Source organism: Microcoleus sp. K4-B3 (genome assembly GCF_036704615.1).
GTDB lineage: Bacteria > Cyanobacteriota > Cyanobacteriia > Cyanobacteriales > Microcoleaceae > Microcoleus.
The window spans coordinates 21544-38990 of sequence record NZ_JAUBSF010000026.1 but is presented as its reverse complement, the minus strand read 5'-3'; the positions used below and the strand labels follow the sequence as shown (position 1 = coordinate 38990).

Genomic DNA, 17447 nt, shown 5'->3' with positions numbered 1-17447 from the left:
TCTTTACCTTACTTAATAATATCAGATCTACACTAAAAATAGTCGCCCTCTTGAAGGTAGAATGTAAAAGCCAGAAGGCGGATTTTTTTTACGGAAAGCTTTTGGTGATACTGCTCACTGCAAACGCAGTTTAAAATCACATTAGGCCGCTGCTCGCTGTCACCCAATCATACCTAAAATATCACCTATTGTTGAGGTATAAATCACGCGGATTTTAGGCAAAACAGCCGATTATTAAAAGTATGGTGTTGTAGTAGTTATTCAATACCACTTATTGGGAGTTTGTAGAAATGGCCGCTAAACCTTGCAGTCAACCTTTAAAATCTAATCCCTTTATTACTTACCGCGACCCGATTACAGGCAAGTGGATTGTGATAAGTCAAAATTTGGCTCAAGCAGCAGAACAAGCACAGCTAGCAGCAGCTTGAGTTCTCCTATTAATTTTACCTGAAAAATCAACCCTTCTTTCCAACTTCAGGACTTACGCAAAAAGTTATTTGACGCGCTACTTATAGTCGTAAGCTGCTTAGGTTGCACCCTACATAAGTAGCATCATACTTTTAAACCTTCCTCATGTCTTTTTGCAGTTCCAAATACCGATAGAGATATTCCGAAATTATCCCGTGCAAAAACAAGTCGCGTGCCGCATTAAACGGACTGTTGGGCGCTAGCGGGTGGCGGTTAACAATTACATGATTCCAGTCGCAATTCCCGGTAATCTCGCTGACATACAGTCCGAAGTTTTCATCTAACTGAAGTGACATCACTGCTCGCGCAAATTCGTCACTTGTCAAACACAGAGAATAAAATACTTTAAACAATTCGATCGCAGATTCTAAATCCAGAATTTTTAGCCATCTGCGTTTTTCAAAGTCTATTGCAACTTCTACAGGTTGAATACTATCATAATTTACTCCCCGTTTTTTGACGACCTGCAACCAGTTAGGATTTGTCAGCATTGCCTGGTTGTAATCCCAGACAAAGTTATAGAGAATTAAGTCGTGTTCGAGAAACGCATTGTCAGCTAAATCGCTAACTGTGCGCGGATAAAGCTTTGACTTTTCAATCTGGGTGTCGGGCCCGTTGTCAATCAAGAAGTTGATAATGTTGGAGCCGGCGCAGATGTGCCGGACAATTAAATAACAAGCTTCTGGCGAGACAAAGTTATTCAGGAAAAATGCAGCAGATTTGTGCATTAAAGTGTAAGCGCGAAATTGAAAGGGCAACAGGCGCTTTGTTGTCATAATTACCGCCAGCAATACGTTAGCAATTACTTTGATTGGGATGAGCAAATAATTGCGAGTCCAGCTTTGCAAATCCCGTATCATATAGGCTTTTGCCACTAAATCGACGGGAATAGATCGATCGCAAAACAGCACGTCCCAAACATTCGGATCTCGGCGGTTGTAGGGTTTGGTAGCGTAAGGGATTTTTCGCTCATCTGGGAGATTTTCGGTATCTTGTTTTTGCAGCTTTTGCATTAGCGAATTTCCTCCAATTGCAGCAAATATAAACGAGCAGTAACGCGAGCGGTTTTGACAATACCACGGGCAATATCATCTGTCATCCATTCGGCATTAATCAAATTTTCCAGTTTGGCTAAATGCGACTCGTCATTAGATCCGTGATAAGCTAAAAACGATACTTGTTCGTCTTGCAAACCGAGAGTTTCTTGAATTTGTTTTGCCCACTTTCCCGCCAACCGATTGCCCAATCCTTCGATAATAAACATACTGCCAATTAAATCAACCGGATTTTCCCGCGATGCTTGGTGGAAGATAAAAGCTGATAGTGCTTCGCTGCCAATATTCTTATCATATTCCACAATTTTTGCCAATTCACCGCCCACAGAAACATAATTTTGTTCTAGCATTTGATAGTCGCGGTGTTCGTCTTGGGCATGGCCGATAAAAGTCGATCGCAGGCGAAAGTCACTCATGTTAGAAGCAGCGCGAGCAATCCAGCGAGATCCCTCTACAACTTGCGGCCGGAGATTGCACAGCAAAGCTTGATAATCTTCTATTGTAAACTCTCCTCGGTACAATTTGCGGACAATGGGAACAGAACGAATTTCGCGATCGAACTTCAGCCAAATCCATGCTAACTCCCGCAACAAATAAGCTTGCGGAGAGTTGGGGTGTTCTGGTTTAAGGGTTTCGAGAGGCGAAGCTTCGGGAACCTCATGAAAGTTAGAAATTTGAGAACTCATAGGCTTATGGGTATTTTCCACAGCAGTTAACATAATATATGCCGTTGTAAAGCGGCCGCTTTCCGGGACAAAACAAAAGATTTTCTGTCCAGGTTGCAACTTGTCCGAATTCAACAATTCCTCTAACATTAAATAAATCGAGGCGCAGCCTGTATTTCCCCGACTGTACAAGTTGGTAAACCATTTTTCTTCAGGAATCATGCAGCCTGCTTGTTCCAGAAGTTCTACAATTTGCCCCCGGAAAAAGTGAGACGAATAGTGGCACAGCAGCCAGTCGATTTCTTGCGGACAAACTCTCCCTGTTTTAATCAGCTGCAGCCAACCTTCAACGCCTAATTTCATTACATTGTCCAGCAAGCGAATATTCTGCCGCAAGTCAAAAGCTCCCGCTGTGGCTGCATCGAGGTAGGAGGAATAATCCAGCCAGCTTTTGGTTGATGTTTCGTTTGCTAATCCTGAATACATACAAACAGGATAGGCGTTGGCGTGAGAAACGAGTTCAATCCATTCTATTTTTAAACTAATTCCCGTGGAGTTGGGATGGTTTTGCAGCAAAAAGGCTCCGGCACCGTCTGATAGCATCCAGCGCAAAAATTCTGTATCGAAAGGCAGGGGTTTTCCCGCTTGCACTGAAGTCTCTGCTTCAAACTTGGTGCTTTTGAACAGGCGCGAGGGAAATTCGGAAGCGACGGCAATTGCTGTTTGTTTTTTGCCGAGTTCGATTTGGGATGCGGCGTAATTTAAAGCACTAACTCCGGCACAGCAAACTCCTTGAGTTGAAACTATTTCTAGGGGAGATAATTCGGAAAGTTCCCCGTGTACTGTGCTGGCAAATCCCGGTACTAATAAGTCTGGTAAAGTGGTAGCGCAGGCCAGTAAGTCGATCGCCCCTGGTTCCAGATTTGACTGGGCGATCGCGTCGCGGACGGCAAACGCTGCCATTTGGCTGTTAGAATATAGTGTTTGCTGCTGTTTGTCGATCGCGTAGTAGCGCTGTTGAATGCCGTTGCTGTTGAGAATTCGCTGCCTGACTCTTGAAGGGCGCGAGGCAATTTGGCCCAGATACTCTTCCATCTCATCATTATTAATTGGCGAGCCCGGTAAAAATTTGCCAATCCGATTGATATAAGCACTGTACATGGGGTAAACCTCTAAAGTTGCTAATTTACTCGGGTGCGTTGTTTTGTTAAATCAAGCCAGAAAATATCTAAAATTGATTGTGGCTTGGGAAGCAGTGAAGTTGCAACGAGAAACTAGCTATCTTGTCAAGCTTCTCGAAATCACAGAAATCGAGCAACGGCAAGCACAACTCACCTGAAGCATGGTGAAGTTTTTTCGGAAAGTGAGCCAATATGTAAGTAGAGTTCCTTCACTGCTTGGCAACTACAATGGATTTGGAAGAAATAAATGTTTGGTATTCTCAATCTCAACGACGCACGGCTGTCTCGCTGTTGATGAAACGAGTCGGCGTAACTCGCACTAGGGCTGAATGCTTTATCAGGCTGTGGATTTACTTATTGGTTAAACAGCTTCAGGAAAATCAGCCCCGCCTCAAACCACCGCTGGCGAAACTGGAAGTGCCAGCAACAGAAGTGCAGTGCACTCACCGGGAAGCCGCCGAACTATTTTACTGCGATTCCGATCGCGGGAGCGATCGCGCCGCCGGAATGATGTTAGATAAATTAGCAGCCCTGGGATTAATTAAAAAACACTTTGACGGTAACACTACCGAAATAGAAATTCAACCCGTTCCAGAAATTTTAAATTTCCCCGAATATCAAAATTCCGTACAACTGGAATTAGATAATTTTGACCCCCGGTGCGACCCGATTCCCGTTGCACATTTATTAGCCACCAATTACAACTGGATGAACCGCAACACTAACGCCGTTCCCTACAAAATTGCTAAAATCCTCCGGCTTTTGGCTTGTCAATACTCAAAGGGAATGCGAGTTTTGCGCCGATCCGATAATCTCAATCCAGTCGGGTTTTACTTACTTTATCCCACCGCTAGCGAATCTGAAGTAAATTTTTTTAACGCTCCTAGCAAAAGCCTTCATTTAAGTTCAATTTCCGATATCGATCCTTTCAATATGGCGCTACCAGGAGATCCAAATTGCCAGTCTGTATTTGTCCGCAGTTGGATGATCGATCCGCAGTATTTGTCAGAATACCGAATTGCTTTCCTCGAAGACACACAAAAATTTTTAGTCGAAATGCAAACAGATTTTCCCAATCTTTGCGACTTGTACACGCTGATGATTCACCCCATGTACGAAAAACAGGCTCTGGCTTTGGGGTTTCACAAGACTAGCAGTGACAGTCAGTTATCTGTTTACTGGATGTATCTCGCATTGGATAGATTTTTAGCGCTGGATATTAAGGAAGCTCTAAGAAATTTGTAATATAGTATCAATTCCGGCTGCGCCGGAATGATATAGAGGATACGGCAGTGCCGTATCCCTACGGTGATAAATTGTAGGGACACGGCACTGCCGTGTCCTGATTTCGGGTAATATTAATTCCGATGCAACCGGAATTAATATTACTCGGCGATTTCAATGGCCTAGTGACTTATAAAACCTCGCGTCCCAAGTATTGTTGCAGCACTTCCGGCACTTTTACAGTTCCGTCTGGCTGCTGGTAATTCTCCAAAATTGCTGCCATTGTGCGGCCCACAGCTAAACCGGAACCGTTGAGGGCGTGAACGAATTGAGTGCCTTTTTTACCCGCTTCTTTAAAGCGAATATTTGCCCGCCGCGCCTGAAAATCTGCAACGTTGGAACAACTGGAAATCTCGCGGTATTTGCCAGCAGATGGCAGCCACACCTCTAAATCGTAGGTTTTGGCGGCCGCGAAACCTAAGTCGCCGGTACACAGTTCGATCGCCCGGTAAGGCAATTTCAGCGCCTGCAAAACTGCCTCAGCATCCTGCACTAACTTTTCGTGCTCTGCCTCGGAGGTACTCGGATGCACGAGTTTTACCAATTCTACTTTATTAAATTGATGCAATCGAATTAATCCCCTCGTATCTTTGCCGTAACTGCCAGCTTCGCGGCGAAAACAAGGAGTATAAGAACAGTGATAAATTGGCAACTGTTCTGCTGTCAATATTTCACCTCTGTACAAATTGACAACCGGAACTTCGGAAGTAGGAATTAACCACAAATCGTCTTGGTCGCATTTAAAACTTTCTTCGGCAAATTTTGGCAGTTGACCTGTGGCTGTGAGAGATTCAGTGTTGACTAAAAATGGGGGAATTACTTCTACATAACCTGCTTTTGTGTGGCGGTCGAGCATAAATTGAATTATCGCTCTTTCCAGGGCTGCACCAGCTCCTATTAAGCTCACAAAGCGGGGCTGAGCGATTTTTACTGCGCGTTCAAAGTTGAGAATTCCTAATTTTTCGCCGATTTCCCAGTGCGGTAAAATACCGGGATTTTGGGGAATGTATTCGTCTCCCCAGCGCCGGATTTCGACGTTTTCCTCTTCATTTTTGCCGATCGGCGTTGAGGAAGCAGGCAAGTTTGGCAGCGGCAGCAATAAAGCTTCTATTTGAGCTTTTAGGTCTTTTTCCTGTGCTTGCAGTTCGTTCGACTCGGTGCCGACTGCGTTGCCTTCTGCTTGCAGTTCCTGAATTTCGGGAGATTCTAGGGGTAAACCCGATTTTCTTTTTTGACCGATGAGTTTGGCAATTTCGTTGCTGCGGGCTTGTAGTTGCGATCGCTTCCCTTCCAACTCGCGCTGCTGTTTGTCTAACTGCACGATCGGCTCGATTTCATAGTTACCTCCGCGCAGGTTGAGGCTGTCTTGCACGGCTTGCGGGTTTTCTCGGATTAATTTGAGGTCTAGCACAGATTTATTCTAAATTTTAAATTTTATCGGACTTGCGCTCATAAACCCGGTTTCTTGGAAAATCTTGGCTTTGGCAAGCATAAATCTATGAATTAACAAGGTTTCTGAGGATTCCTGCGTCTGTCCTATCTTAGGTTAAGGGGGACAATCCGCTCGGACACACAAGTTTTATCTATCTTTTATAACCTCAAGTATAATTTATTCTAATTTAAAAATTTTCCAGGGTGTAACCAATCAGGGGTGACACCCCACAATAGATGCTATAGTAAGCACATTAGTAGATGCACCCTGATAATTTTCTACCCCAGCCAGCGATGGTAGGGGTTTTTTGTTGTGTGGCATGGAATTGAAGCTCTGGATGCACTATCAGTCTAAAAAACCCGGTTTCTTGTGATTATCGTCTCAAATGAGGCAATTACGTCAAGAAACTGGGTTTTTGCGTCCAGGACTAGGTTAGTAAAATATCTTTCCGGTTAAAAGTTAAAGCCCGTGCGGAGCAACCAAACCCATTGAGTGTCGTTGCGGCTGTCATTCTCAGGATTAACAACGGCCCAAACACCAGGGGTGATGGAAATGTTGTCGTTGACCTGAAAGCGATAGAACGCTTCAATGTGATAGGAAGTATCTCGCTCGCGGCGCACATTACTGCTCGTCACGCGACCTGGCAAACCCACCAAAATCCCGGGTAGGTTGCCTTCACCTCCTACATCTGGGAAACTTATCCCGATCGCTGCATACACAATATCGGCGCGATCGCCGCCGTCAACATTTAGCAAAACCACGCCACCTCTACCATCAGAAAGGCTGCTAACACCGGAATTTTCTGCATTGGCGCGAGTATAAACCCCCCAACCGTGAACTTGCAAGCGGGGAGCAAGGCGGTAGAATCCTTGTACGGCTACAGAATCGCTGGATGTAGCAATATTGTCCCCAAACGGTCGCGCAGCCAGAAAACTGCCCGTACCGCCTGTGAGGTCGGCTTTACCGCTTGGTGCAAAGGTACGAGAATAGGCTACGCCAATTGCTCCGCGATCGCCCCGGTAGGCAAGCTGAACCAGAGCATTGTACGAACCGTTGAATAAACCGTTACTTTGCTGCGAGAGATTGGGATTCCCGGCTACATAGCCCACAGTCAGGGTGAGGTTTTTGACGATCGTCCAGTTGACAGCAGCACCGCCACCTCCCCGGCGGTAGAGGGGGCTGTATTGTCCGAACTTCGAGGGAATTCCCTCACTATCGCTGGCGATCGTGGGAGGAGTCAGCAAATCGGTAATATCGGAATACCCAACACCTGTCGGGCCGACGGTCAGCGAGAGATTAGAGGTCAGCGGGGTGACATACAATATGTGAGGGACGGTGATTGTGTTATCGACATTGCCATCAAAGTTCAAGGCCGTCATATTTGTACCCGTCTTGTCGGCAATTCTGCCCAAGTTGCCGAATTCCAAACGGGTTCTCAGCATATCGCGACCGGTGAAACTGGTTTCAAAATTTAATCGCCCCCGGTTGGCAAGAATCGTGTTGGTGCGATCGCGCGAATCCCCAACACTGTTGCCGGAGGTATCTGTTACCACCACGATAATTTCGGCATTCAGCTTAGTTGTAGTCGAGAACTGATTCGCTTCTAGTTGTGCCGTGCGTGCATCGAGAGCATCGACTCGACCCCGCAACACCGATAATTCAGTTGCAAATTCTGCTTGCAGTTTTTGGACGATCGCTAAATCTTCCCCAGTAATCTGGTTGGTTGTTCCTGTGGCAATTAGTTCGCTGACTCGATCGAGACAGCTATTCAATCCTGCTGCAAATTCGTACCGCGTCATCGCGCGGTTTCCTCTGTAGGTGCCGTCGGGATAACCGGCAATGCAGCCGTAGCGTTCTACTAGAGATTGCAGCGCCTGAAACGCCCAGTCAGTGGGTTTTACATCCGAGAGTTGAGAGACAGAATTCACCTGCGCGAAGGGGTCTTCTGCCAAGGTATTTAACGGTTCAGGAGCTACCGTTTCAGTTGACTGAGGAGTAACTGAGCTATCAAGTGGTGCACCAAAACTTGGGGATGATGTTAGTAGAAATACAGCAGGTAATCCCAGGATAAAAGCAGTAATCAGGTGAGAAAAAAGCTGGATCTGCATATGACAACAAAGCTCCGCATAAGGAACCGACCGACAGAATTAGCAATACCTTTACGCAGCGCTTGAACCGGTGCGAACTTTGTCAATCGTCACTGCGATAATTATCACCAGACCTTTGACCACTAATTGCCAGAAGAAAGACACGTTCATGAGAGTTAGTCCATTGTTGAGCAGGGCAATAATTAAAGCCCCGAGCAAAGTACCCCAAATAGTGCCAATTCCACCTGTGAAACTCGTTCCTCCCAAAATTACAGCAGCGATCGCATCTAATTCGTAGCCTTGCCCTAACATTCCCGTCGCACTGTAGAGACGTGAGGCGCTCATAATTCCACCTAAACCAGAAAGCAACCCACTCACGCCATAGACAAATAACAGCACCCGACTCACCTTAATACCTGTCAATCGTGCTGCCCGGATGTTGCCTCCCACGGCGTAAATATGCCTCCCTAGAACAGTCCGCCGCAAGACAAACCAACTCGCTAAAACTGCGAGAAAAGCGATAATAACTAACCAGGGAATAGGACCAACATAGCTGTTACCTATCCAAGCGAAATTTAGATTTCTATTGATAACTGTAGTGCCGTTAGCTACTAAATAAGCAACTCCCCGCAAAGCAGTGTAAGAACCGAGGGTTACGATGAACGGAGGCAAACCTAAATAGGCAATTAGCGAGCCGTTAAGCAATCCCAAACAGACTCCCGCTATTAACGCAGCGGGTACGGCAAACCAACCGAGACCTGGAACTAAGGAAACCAGCACCCCGACAACTGCCGTCACGCCCAAAATTGACCCAACAGAAAGGTCAATTCCGCCCGTCAAAATCACAAAAGTCATGCCGGTAGCAAGGACAATATTGATCGATGCTTGCCGAATGACGTTGATCAAATTTCCTAATGAAAGAAAGTTGGGCGTTACCAGGGAAAAAATTATACAGATGGCAATCAAAATCGGCAGGATACCCGCCACTTGGATAAAATTTCTCCAAGCTTGAGCTTTGCTGGCTTTTTGGCGATCGCTTGATTGATTTCTGGTGCTTTTTACTTCTGTTTGACTCATGATTTTTTTACCTCTGTTGCCCCGGTGGCATAAGCCATAATGTTCTCTTGCGTAATTGCTTCCCCAGTCGCTCCGCCTACTTCACCGACGAGGCTTCCTGCTCGCATCACTAAGACGCGATCGCTCATTCCCACAATTTCCGGCAACTCGCTGGAAATCATCAAAATAGCTACACCCTGTGCTGCCAAATCGCTAATAATTCGATAAATTTCGCTTTTTGCGCCAATGTCCACACCTCGCGTCGGTTCATCAAGCAAAAGTACCTTTGGATTAATGGCTAACCAACGTGCTAGTAATAACTTCTGCTGATTTCCCCCAGATAAATCCATTGCCCTGATGCCGGGACTGGCAAGACGAATGCCTAAGTCTTTAATAGCATCAGTCACAACTCGGGCCAGGTTTTTGGAATTGATAATCCCAGCTTTTGTCTCTCGATCCAAAATATTTAGCGTGATATTTTCCCCCGAACTCATGTCTAGAAATAAACCTAGATTTTTGCGGTCTTCGGGTACATAGGCAATTCCTGCTTCAATTGCATCATCTGGGCTCAAGATGTTTAATGAAGGTCGCTCTTTGATATCTTCGGGTACATAGGCAATTCCTGATTCAATTGCATTGGTTGGTTCAGAAATATTGAGATTACGACCTTCCAGTTTTATTTTACCGCTTGTCTTTCGATCGGCACCAAAAATCAGGCGGGCAAGTTCTGTTCTGCCCGCGCCAACTAAACCCGCTAAACCCACAATTTCGCCTGCATGAAGTTGAAAAGTGGCCGGCTTTACTTTGCGGCCGTCGCTTAAATTTGTTACCTCAAGAACAACTGCACCGCGTGTTGTTTGATGCTTGTGTTCGTACAAATCCTGTAAAGAACGACCCACCATCATTTCCACCAGGCGCTCGGCAGAAATTTCGTGCTTTTCCAGAGAGCCAATATATCCGCCATCTCGGATGACGCTCACGCGATCGGCAAGAGCATAAATCTCTTCCATCCGGTGGCTGATGTAAATAATAGCAATGCCTTCGTTCCGCAAGCGGCGCACCACTTCAAAAAGCTTCTCTGTTTCGCGGTCTGAAAGCGCCGCTGTCGGCTCGTCCATCACTAAAATTCGGCTCTGATCTTTGAGGGCCCTAGCTATTTCCACTTGCTGCTGTTCGGCAATGGAAAGTGTGGAAACTAGGTCTCCAGCATCAAAACTTGCGTCGAGGTTTGTTAATACCTCAGCAGCCCTACGCCGCATTCCATCTTGGTCAATGAGAGTACCTCCTTTGGTAAGCTCGCTACCCATAAAAATGTTTTCAGCAACTGTTAGATTGGGGGCGAGATTCAGCTCTTGATAAATAATGGCTATACCCAAATCTCTAGCTTGACGGGGGTCTGTCATTTTCACAGCTTGACCGTCAATTCTGATTTCGCCTGCATCGGCTATGTAGGCTCCCGCCAGAATTTTCATCAGCGTACTTTTGCCCGCACCGTTTTCACCCATCAGGGCGTGGACTTCGCCCGGGTAAACCGTGATATTTACATCGTGCAAGGCTGTAAAACCGTGAAAGGTCTTTGTAATACCTTGCATTTCGAGAACGGGCTTGGTGTTAATTGAATTGTGAGTGCTATTTACCATCGCCAATACCGTAATTTTATGCGAATTACAATGTGATGTTTGCTCCATCAATTTAGGGAATTAACGGCAGGTATATCTGTATGGTGCAATGCGCACCTCACCCCTACCAATCGCAGAAAGACTACTAAAAAGAAGTAATTTCGCAAACAACTCGGTTGCCAGTAAGTCCTAGTTTATTCACTTGTCCAGCCTTTATGTTGATTGACGTTTTCGCGAGTAATCAGCGCGACTGGAATCAGAATGTTTGGATTGGCTGGCTTGTTTCCTTTGAGAATGTCGTTGCCGACTTCAACTGCCTTGGCTGCCATGCGAAATGGATCTTGAGCTGCTGTAGCCACAAATAAACTGTTGTTCTGCTTGAGCGCATCTAAAGCTTCAGGTGCACCATCGACTCCAACAATAAAGAACTCACTCCTTTGTGCCTGTTTGGCTGCTAATTCTGCACCAATGGCACAGGGGTCATTAATTGCAAAAACAGCATCAATTTTTGGGAAGGAAGTAAGCAAATCGCTCATCACTCTCAACCCGCCATCGCGGCTGCCTTCTGCGTTCTGATCTTTGGAAAGAACCTTGAGATTGGGATATTTGGAGAAGACACTTTGGCACCCCTGAACTCGCTCTACCACTGAAGCGACGGGAGGCCCGTTGATAATCACAACGCTGCCTTTTCCTTGCAAGCGATCGGCTATATATTGACAGCTTACTTCGCCAGCTTGCACGTTATTTGAAGTAACTGTGGCATCAACGCCTCCCTCGGCGGCGGTATCAACTGCAATTATCGGAATTCCGGCTTGCTTGGCTTTTTCGACAGCGGGTGCAATGCCTTTGGTGTCCGCAGCATTGAGTACAATCATGCTGACCTTAGAGGCAATAAAGTTTTCGATTTGATTGAATTGCTGATTTAAATCATCGCCGCTGGAAACAAGAGTTGTCCTCACGTTTGCACCGCCGATTTTCTTGGCTTCGGCCTCAGCGCCCTTGCCAACTTGTACGAAGAATGGATTGCCGAGGTCGCGGACTGCTACAGCAACTGATGAAAGTTCGGAGCTGCTTGGTTTTATACTGTTTTGAGCGTTCCGGGAAGCTGCTGTGCAACTTGCCAGAGTGCTGCTGAGTAGGCTAAAAAGACTGAGTGCGATCGTTACTCGTTTCACCTCAAACTCCAATGAATGCTCGTTTGGAGAGAGTCGCTCGTACATATGACGTTGCCAACCTAAGATTAGCTTTTGTCAGGTTTAAGCTCGAATACCTAATGTTTTAGGTAACAGGCTTTTCTTCGTACATGATTGTACGAGACTGTGTTTCTTTTTTGCTAGTAAAATTTTCTCGCTCGGCTCGTTAGATTGCTTTGGTAAACGGAAAAGATATGAATATTTAATCTCTATCCTCGTTGCCAAAATAATCAACGATTTTGATGTTTTTAAATGCTGTATGAGCATTAATTTTATCAGTGTGTGAGAAAACTTTAGGAGAATATTTTCGACAAAATCTTTCAGAAATTGTTTTTTAAACCTGGCCGAGTCATAGTGAATTTAACTCTCTATGTTTGCTGATGATAACAGTTAAAAACAACCTCCATATCTATCTTTGGATAGACAATACTTTTACCGAAAACTAAAGATGCGAGATCCTCGATCGGCACCGATCTGCTAATCCTCAGTTTGGTCGGACGCGCGGCGCCAACTCAATAAATCTTAAATTTTGCTTGGTGCATAATTTTGTAAAAAATCATTAAGTTTACAGTAAATTACGGTAGATTATAGTAAACTTCAACCAAAGCCTCGCACTCACCCATGCAGCTAGTTAAAAAGCCCTAGTTAAAAAGCCGATAGTCGCTCAAAACCAACGGTGAGAGTAGATAAGTCCAATATTTTGCTGTAAAACGTGCAACTACAGTCATCTTCACATGGTTTAAAAGCTCTGAATAATGGCGATCGCCCTTTTTTGCAAAGCCACTATATAGAAATAATTGTCTGCGCTGTCAATGGGTAAATCACAGATGCGATCGACAAATTACGTGTTCTGTTTCCTAGAAATATTTGCTAGCGAAGGCGGCATTCAATCCTACGTTCAAGACATTTTCAAAGCTTATGCGTCAATAACCCCAAAGACAAACTCGCCGCCGCAAGCTGAAGTTTTGCTGTTGCGAGATACCCCAGACTGCAACAATCCTTACGAATCAAAAAATCTGAAATTTTATTACCTCAAAACCGAGAATCTCTGGTTGGGCCGTCTTAAGTTTGCTACAGTATTACTAACTCGCTTGCTGCAAAAACGACCGGAACGGGTTTTTTGCGGTCACATCAAACTCGCACCGCTAATTCAAACTTTATGCCAGCCGCTGGGAATTCCCTACACAATTTTAACTTACGGCAAGGAAGTGTGGGAACCGCTTCCGCCCAAATATCAAACAGCAATGAGACAAGCTGACAGTATTTGGACTATTAGCAGGTACACGCGCGATCGCACTTGCGAAATTAACAACTTAAATCCCGAAAATTTCCACATAGTGCCTTGTACTGTAGATAAAAATATATTTACGACTGAGCCCAAGCCACAGGATTTATTAGAGCAGTACAATCTGGTTGGTGCTAAAATATTGATGACTGTAGCCAGATTGCGATCGACGGATATTTACAAAGGCATCGATGTCACAATTCAAGCTTTGCCCCAAATAGCCAAAAATTTTCCGAATGTGAAATACTTAGTTATTGGCAGAGGAGACGATCGACCGAGATTAGTCAAACTCGCTGATGATTTGGGAGTTACCGAAAGAGTAATATTTGCGGGTTTTGTACCCACAGAAAATTTAGCAGCACATTACCAGTTAGCCGATGCTTATGTAATGCCCTCCCAGGAAGGGTTCGGTATAGTTTATTTGGAAGCGCTGGCTTGCGGAGTACCCGTACTCGCGGGAGACGCGGACGGGTCGGCCGATCCGCTGCAAGATGGTAAACTGGGATGGAGAGTTCCCCACCGAGATTCGGCAGCAGTAGCGGTTGCTTGTGTGGAAATGCTGCGAGGGGAGGATAAAAGGTGCGATCGCTACTGGTTGAGGGAACAAACCCTCGCAAGATTTAGTTTTGAATGCCTTTGTCAATCCTTACAAGGAATTTTTCAACCCTCTCACTGAGATTAACTTATAACGTAGAGAGCGGTTTCTCCCTGTATGATGGGAAGATTAACTCGAACAACTGCGTGATTTTCTCAGTAGGATAGAGTTATGCCTACGTGCAAAGACACCCAAGGAGACCACCGTGAACCAAGGCACCCCCAAAATATCTTTAAAGCTACCCCGTATTAGCAATTGGCTGATACTGCTGGGCATCGCGTGTTTGTTGGTGTCTATTGGTTTGGGTTGGGTAGTTAAATCATTGTTGATTGTAGTAGCTTTTTTGCTGCTGACACCTGTAGTCGCATTTTTCGCGCTTCAGTGGTGGCTGAAACGCAATTTAATAGAAGACAAGTGTCCAGTTTGTCAATACGAATTTACAGCTTTAAATCAAACTCAGTTTCAGTGTGCCAACTGTGGCGAACCTCTGCAAATAGAGGAAGGTCATTTTAGTCGCTTGACACCGCCCGGTACGATCGATGTTACCGCAGTTGAAGTATCATCGGTTCAACAGTTGGAAGATTAACCATTGGGAATTGGGAATTGGGAATTGGGCATGGGGCATCGGGCATGAGTTAGTTGTTGATTATTATTTGTTTGTTGTTATTTGCTATTTGTTACTTGTTGGTTCTAATAACCAATTCTCCATGCCCGATGCCCTATGCGCGATGCCCGATGCCCAAAATTACTTTTCCAATCGCACTGCATACCACTGCAAAAATTTTCCAGGCCCAACATCTAATTCACAATAAGTATTAATTAAATACTTGGCTTGAGCTTCCAGGCCAGATATTTTCTGCACGTCCTGGGGCAAATCTTCGTGTTCCTCGGCTAACACGGCTTTCAGCTTTTCTAACAGTTCCGCCGCACTCAAAAACTGCTCTGACTGGTTTGTTTCTAAGACCACAAAGGTGTCTTCGTCATACAGTGACATAGTTTCAATGGTTGAGGTTAATTATTTCTAAAGTTTCGTGAACTTAAGCGAGCGAAAGTATAAACTCTTAATTACAATTTTTCAGCCCCGGCTCGATCGTGTTACAATTAAGCACCATCAGAATTCCTAGCGGATTACCGTTATTAACTTACTTGTTAACTTACTTGTTAACCGAGTTGTCAACAGATCCGACACAGCATTTCTGAGGAGATTTGTCAAGTGCAAATTTGTCAAGTGTCAAATTGTCAAGAAATATTCGATCGGCTGTATCTAATTATAACTGGCACTATACATTCCCATGATCACATCTTCCACTTCAACCCCTGTTGCGCGCAAACCCTCTAAATCAGAAGGTCTTAAAGAACGCAGCAACTATTTACGAGAACCCGTTGCGACTGAACTGTTACAAGAAACTACCCACTTCACCGAAGACGGGATTCAGATTCTCAAATTTCACGGCTCGTACCAGCAAGACAACCGCGACAATCGAGTTAAAGGACAAGAAAAAGATTATCAGTTCATGCTCCGCACCCGCAATCCCGGCGGGTTCACTCCGCCGCAATTATACCTAGCCTTAGACAAGCTATCTGAAGAATACGGCAACCACACGATCCGCATTACAACGCGCCAAGGTTTCCAACTGCACGGCGTGTTGAAGAAAAATCTTAAAGCAGTGTTTTCCTCAATTATTAAAAATATGGGGTCAACCTTGGGAGCTTGCGGCGACTTGAACCGCAACGTCATGGCACCGCCAGCACCCTACAAAAATCGCCCCGAATACAAGTATGCGCTGGAATACGCCAACAATGTCGCCGATTTGCTGACGCCGCAAACAGGTGCTTATTATGAAATTTGGCTGGACGGCGAAAAAGCTGTTTCGGCAGAGGAAGACCCCGCAGTGAAGGCCGCGAGACAGAAAAACGGCAACGGCACAATCTTTAGCGACGACAAAGAAGAACCGATTTACGGCAGCCATTATATGCCGCGCAAGTTCAAGTGTTCCGTTACCGTGCCGGGAGACAATTCAATTGACTTGTACTCTCAGGATTTGAGCTTGGTGGTAATTACCAATAAAGCTGGCGAGTTGCAAGGTTTTGACGTGTTTGCCGGCGGCGGTTTGGGCCGCACTCACAACAAAGAAGAGACTTTTGCGCGGGTTGCGGATGAGATTTGCTATGTTGCCAAGGATGATGTTTACTATTTGGTCAAGGCAATTGTAGCAACGCAAAGAGATTACGGCGATCGCACAGACAGACGGCACGCGCGGCTAAAGTACCTGATTAACGACAAAGGCCTAGAGTGGTTCCGGGCAAAGGTGGCCGAGTATTTTGGCAAACCCCTAGAAGCCTTTAAACCGCTGCCTGAGTGGAAGTATTTTGATTTCTTGGGCTGGCACGAACAGGGAGACGGTAAACTGTTTGTCGGCATTTCTGTGGATAATGGCCGGATCAAGGATGAAGGTTCATTTCAGCTAAAAACGGCTTTGCGGGAAATTGTGCAGAAGTACAACTTGCCGATACTGGCGACGCCGCACCAAAACGTGCTGATTTACGATATTTCGCCGGATATCAAACAAGAAATTCAGGGAATACTCGATCGATGCGGCATTCAGCGAGAAACTGCGATCGACCCCTTAGTGCGCTATGCAATGGCGTGTCCGGCAATGCCGACTTGCGGGCTGGCGATTACCGAGTCTGAGCGCGTGATTCCCAGCATTTTAGAGCGGATTCGGGCACTTTTGACCAAAGTTGGCTTGAAAGACGAGCATTTAGTGGTGCGGATGACTGGTTGCCCAAATGGATGCGCCCGCCCTTATATGGCAGAATTGGGGTTTGTCGGGAGTTCCCCAGAATCCTACCAGATTTGGCTGGGCGGTTCTCCAGAACAAACGCGGCTGGCAAAACCAATTGAGGAAAAGCTGCACGTCAAGGATTTTGAAGCTTTTCTGGAGCCGATTTTTGTTTATTTCAAGCAAAAACGGCAACTGAGCGAGAGTTTTGGCAATTTTTGCGATCGCGTCGGGTTAGAATCTATCCGTCAATTTGTAACCAACTACCAATCTACTGACTCGATGACAACAGATATTAATGATTTAGATGTTACGTCTAGTAACGATGACGGGAACGAGACTGCCACTGCTAGCGGTGGCAAAGTCCGCCGTCGAATTAGCGTCCGCGATGAAATCTACAACGAGCTCAAGGAAGAAGCTGCCCGTCAGGGCAAGCCGATTACACAGCTAGCTACAGAAGCGATTTCTACTTATTTAAAAAAGATCAAGGAGGAAGCATAAGCTGATTTTCGATTTTCAATTTGTGATTTTCGATTGTATTCAATAGACTTCTGGCAAAAGTAATATAAAGGCAGAGCATTTGCAGAAAAAAACTTGAATTTGTAAGATAATTCCGGTTGTAGATGCTCTGCCTTTATTATTTTTGAGCGGTTGAAACTCAGCCTGCCTATCTCCTCTCTTTCTCTCTTTCTCTGCGTTCTCTGCGTTCTCTGCGGTTAAATAAAAAAATCTAATAGAAAACGA

Annotated in this window: 14 protein-coding genes; 6 read left to right on the top strand and 8 right to left on the bottom strand. The window is 45.4% G+C overall.

Features of this window, described 5'->3' with window-relative positions; genetic code table 11:
- Positions 1 to 290 precede the first annotated feature (290 nt).
- Entirely contained in the window at positions 291 to 428 is a 138-nt protein-coding gene (locus tag QUA78_RS13955; RefSeq protein WP_333302685.1) for a hypothetical protein, read from the top strand.
- A gap of 132 nt (positions 429 to 560) precedes the next feature.
- Here the strand turns inward: QUA78_RS13955 and QUA78_RS13950 are convergent, their stop codons facing one another.
- Positions 561 to 1481: a DUF6999 family protein gene (locus QUA78_RS13950; RefSeq protein ID WP_333302687.1), complete on the bottom strand. Its 921-nt coding sequence runs from the start codon at positions 1479 to 1481 to the stop codon at positions 561 to 563.
- Complete coding sequence (locus QUA78_RS13945) at positions 1481 to 3349, bottom strand: 3-oxoacyl-[acyl-carrier-protein] synthase III C-terminal domain-containing protein (RefSeq protein ID WP_333302688.1); 1869 nt, start codon at positions 3347 to 3349, stop codon at positions 1481 to 1483. Before QUA78_RS13945 ends, QUA78_RS13950 begins: the two co-directional genes overlap by 1 nt.
- 43 nt (positions 3350 to 3392) lie before the next feature.
- On the opposite strand from QUA78_RS13945, the gene QUA78_RS13940 reads away from it, so the two are divergent.
- A complete protein-coding gene (locus QUA78_RS13940; protein WP_333398871.1) occupies positions 3393 to 3527 on the top strand; it encodes a hypothetical protein in 135 nt (44 codons plus the stop codon).
- Positions 3528 to 3597: 70 nt separating this feature from the next.
- Positions 3598 to 4614 (top strand): hypothetical protein, encoded by a 1017-nt coding sequence (locus QUA78_RS13935; protein ID WP_333302690.1) that lies wholly within the window; start codon positions 3598 to 3600, stop codon positions 4612 to 4614.
- Positions 4615 to 4783: 169 nt separating this feature from the next.
- On the opposite strand, the gene serS is transcribed toward QUA78_RS13935, so the two are convergent.
- The 5 genes from serS to QUA78_RS13910 all read right to left on the bottom strand — a co-directional run bounded on the left by serS (position 4784) and on the right by QUA78_RS13910 (position 12067).
- Positions 4784 to 6064: a serine--tRNA ligase gene (gene serS / locus QUA78_RS13930; protein WP_333302692.1), complete on the bottom strand. Its 1281-nt coding sequence runs from the start codon at positions 6062 to 6064 to the stop codon at positions 4784 to 4786.
- A gap of 473 nt (positions 6065 to 6537) precedes the next feature.
- Complete coding sequence (locus QUA78_RS13925; protein ID WP_333302693.1) at positions 6538 to 8193, bottom strand: iron uptake porin; 1656 nt, start codon at positions 8191 to 8193, stop codon at positions 6538 to 6540.
- Between the two features lie 51 nt (positions 8194 to 8244).
- Positions 8245 to 9249 (bottom strand): ABC transporter permease subunit, encoded by a 1005-nt coding sequence (locus QUA78_RS13920; protein WP_333302694.1) that lies wholly within the window; start codon positions 9247 to 9249, stop codon positions 8245 to 8247.
- Positions 9246 to 10868: a sugar ABC transporter ATP-binding protein gene (locus tag QUA78_RS13915; protein WP_333302696.1), complete on the bottom strand. Its 1623-nt coding sequence runs from the start codon at positions 10866 to 10868 to the stop codon at positions 9246 to 9248. Before QUA78_RS13915 ends, QUA78_RS13920 begins: the two co-directional genes overlap by 4 nt.
- A gap of 173 nt (positions 10869 to 11041) precedes the next feature.
- Complete coding sequence (locus QUA78_RS13910) at positions 11042 to 12067, bottom strand: ABC transporter substrate-binding protein (RefSeq protein ID WP_333302698.1); 1026 nt, start codon at positions 12065 to 12067, stop codon at positions 11042 to 11044.
- 785 nt (positions 12068 to 12852) lie between these two features.
- Here QUA78_RS13910 and QUA78_RS13905 point away from each other — a divergent pair.
- Both QUA78_RS13905 and QUA78_RS13900 read left to right on the top strand, forming a co-directional pair.
- Positions 12853 to 14001: a glycosyltransferase family 4 protein gene (locus QUA78_RS13905; protein WP_333302700.1), complete on the top strand. Its 1149-nt coding sequence runs from the start codon at positions 12853 to 12855 to the stop codon at positions 13999 to 14001.
- Positions 14002 to 14125: 124 nt separating this feature from the next.
- On the top strand, positions 14126 to 14506 hold the full coding sequence (locus QUA78_RS13900; RefSeq protein WP_333302701.1) for a hypothetical protein: 381 nt from the start codon (positions 14126 to 14128) through the stop codon (positions 14504 to 14506).
- A gap of 159 nt (positions 14507 to 14665) precedes the next feature.
- Here the strand turns inward: QUA78_RS13900 and QUA78_RS13895 are convergent, their stop codons facing one another.
- Positions 14666 to 14914, bottom strand: a complete 249-nt coding sequence (locus tag QUA78_RS13895; RefSeq protein WP_333302702.1) for a chlororespiratory reduction protein 7 — start codon at positions 14912 to 14914, stop codon at positions 14666 to 14668.
- Positions 14915 to 15212: 298 nt separating this feature from the next.
- Between QUA78_RS13895 and sir the strand changes: the two genes are divergently transcribed.
- Entirely contained in the window at positions 15213 to 17204 is a 1992-nt protein-coding gene (sir, locus tag QUA78_RS13890) for a sulfite reductase, ferredoxin dependent (RefSeq protein ID WP_333302704.1), read from the top strand.
- Positions 17205 to 17447 lie beyond the last annotated feature (243 nt).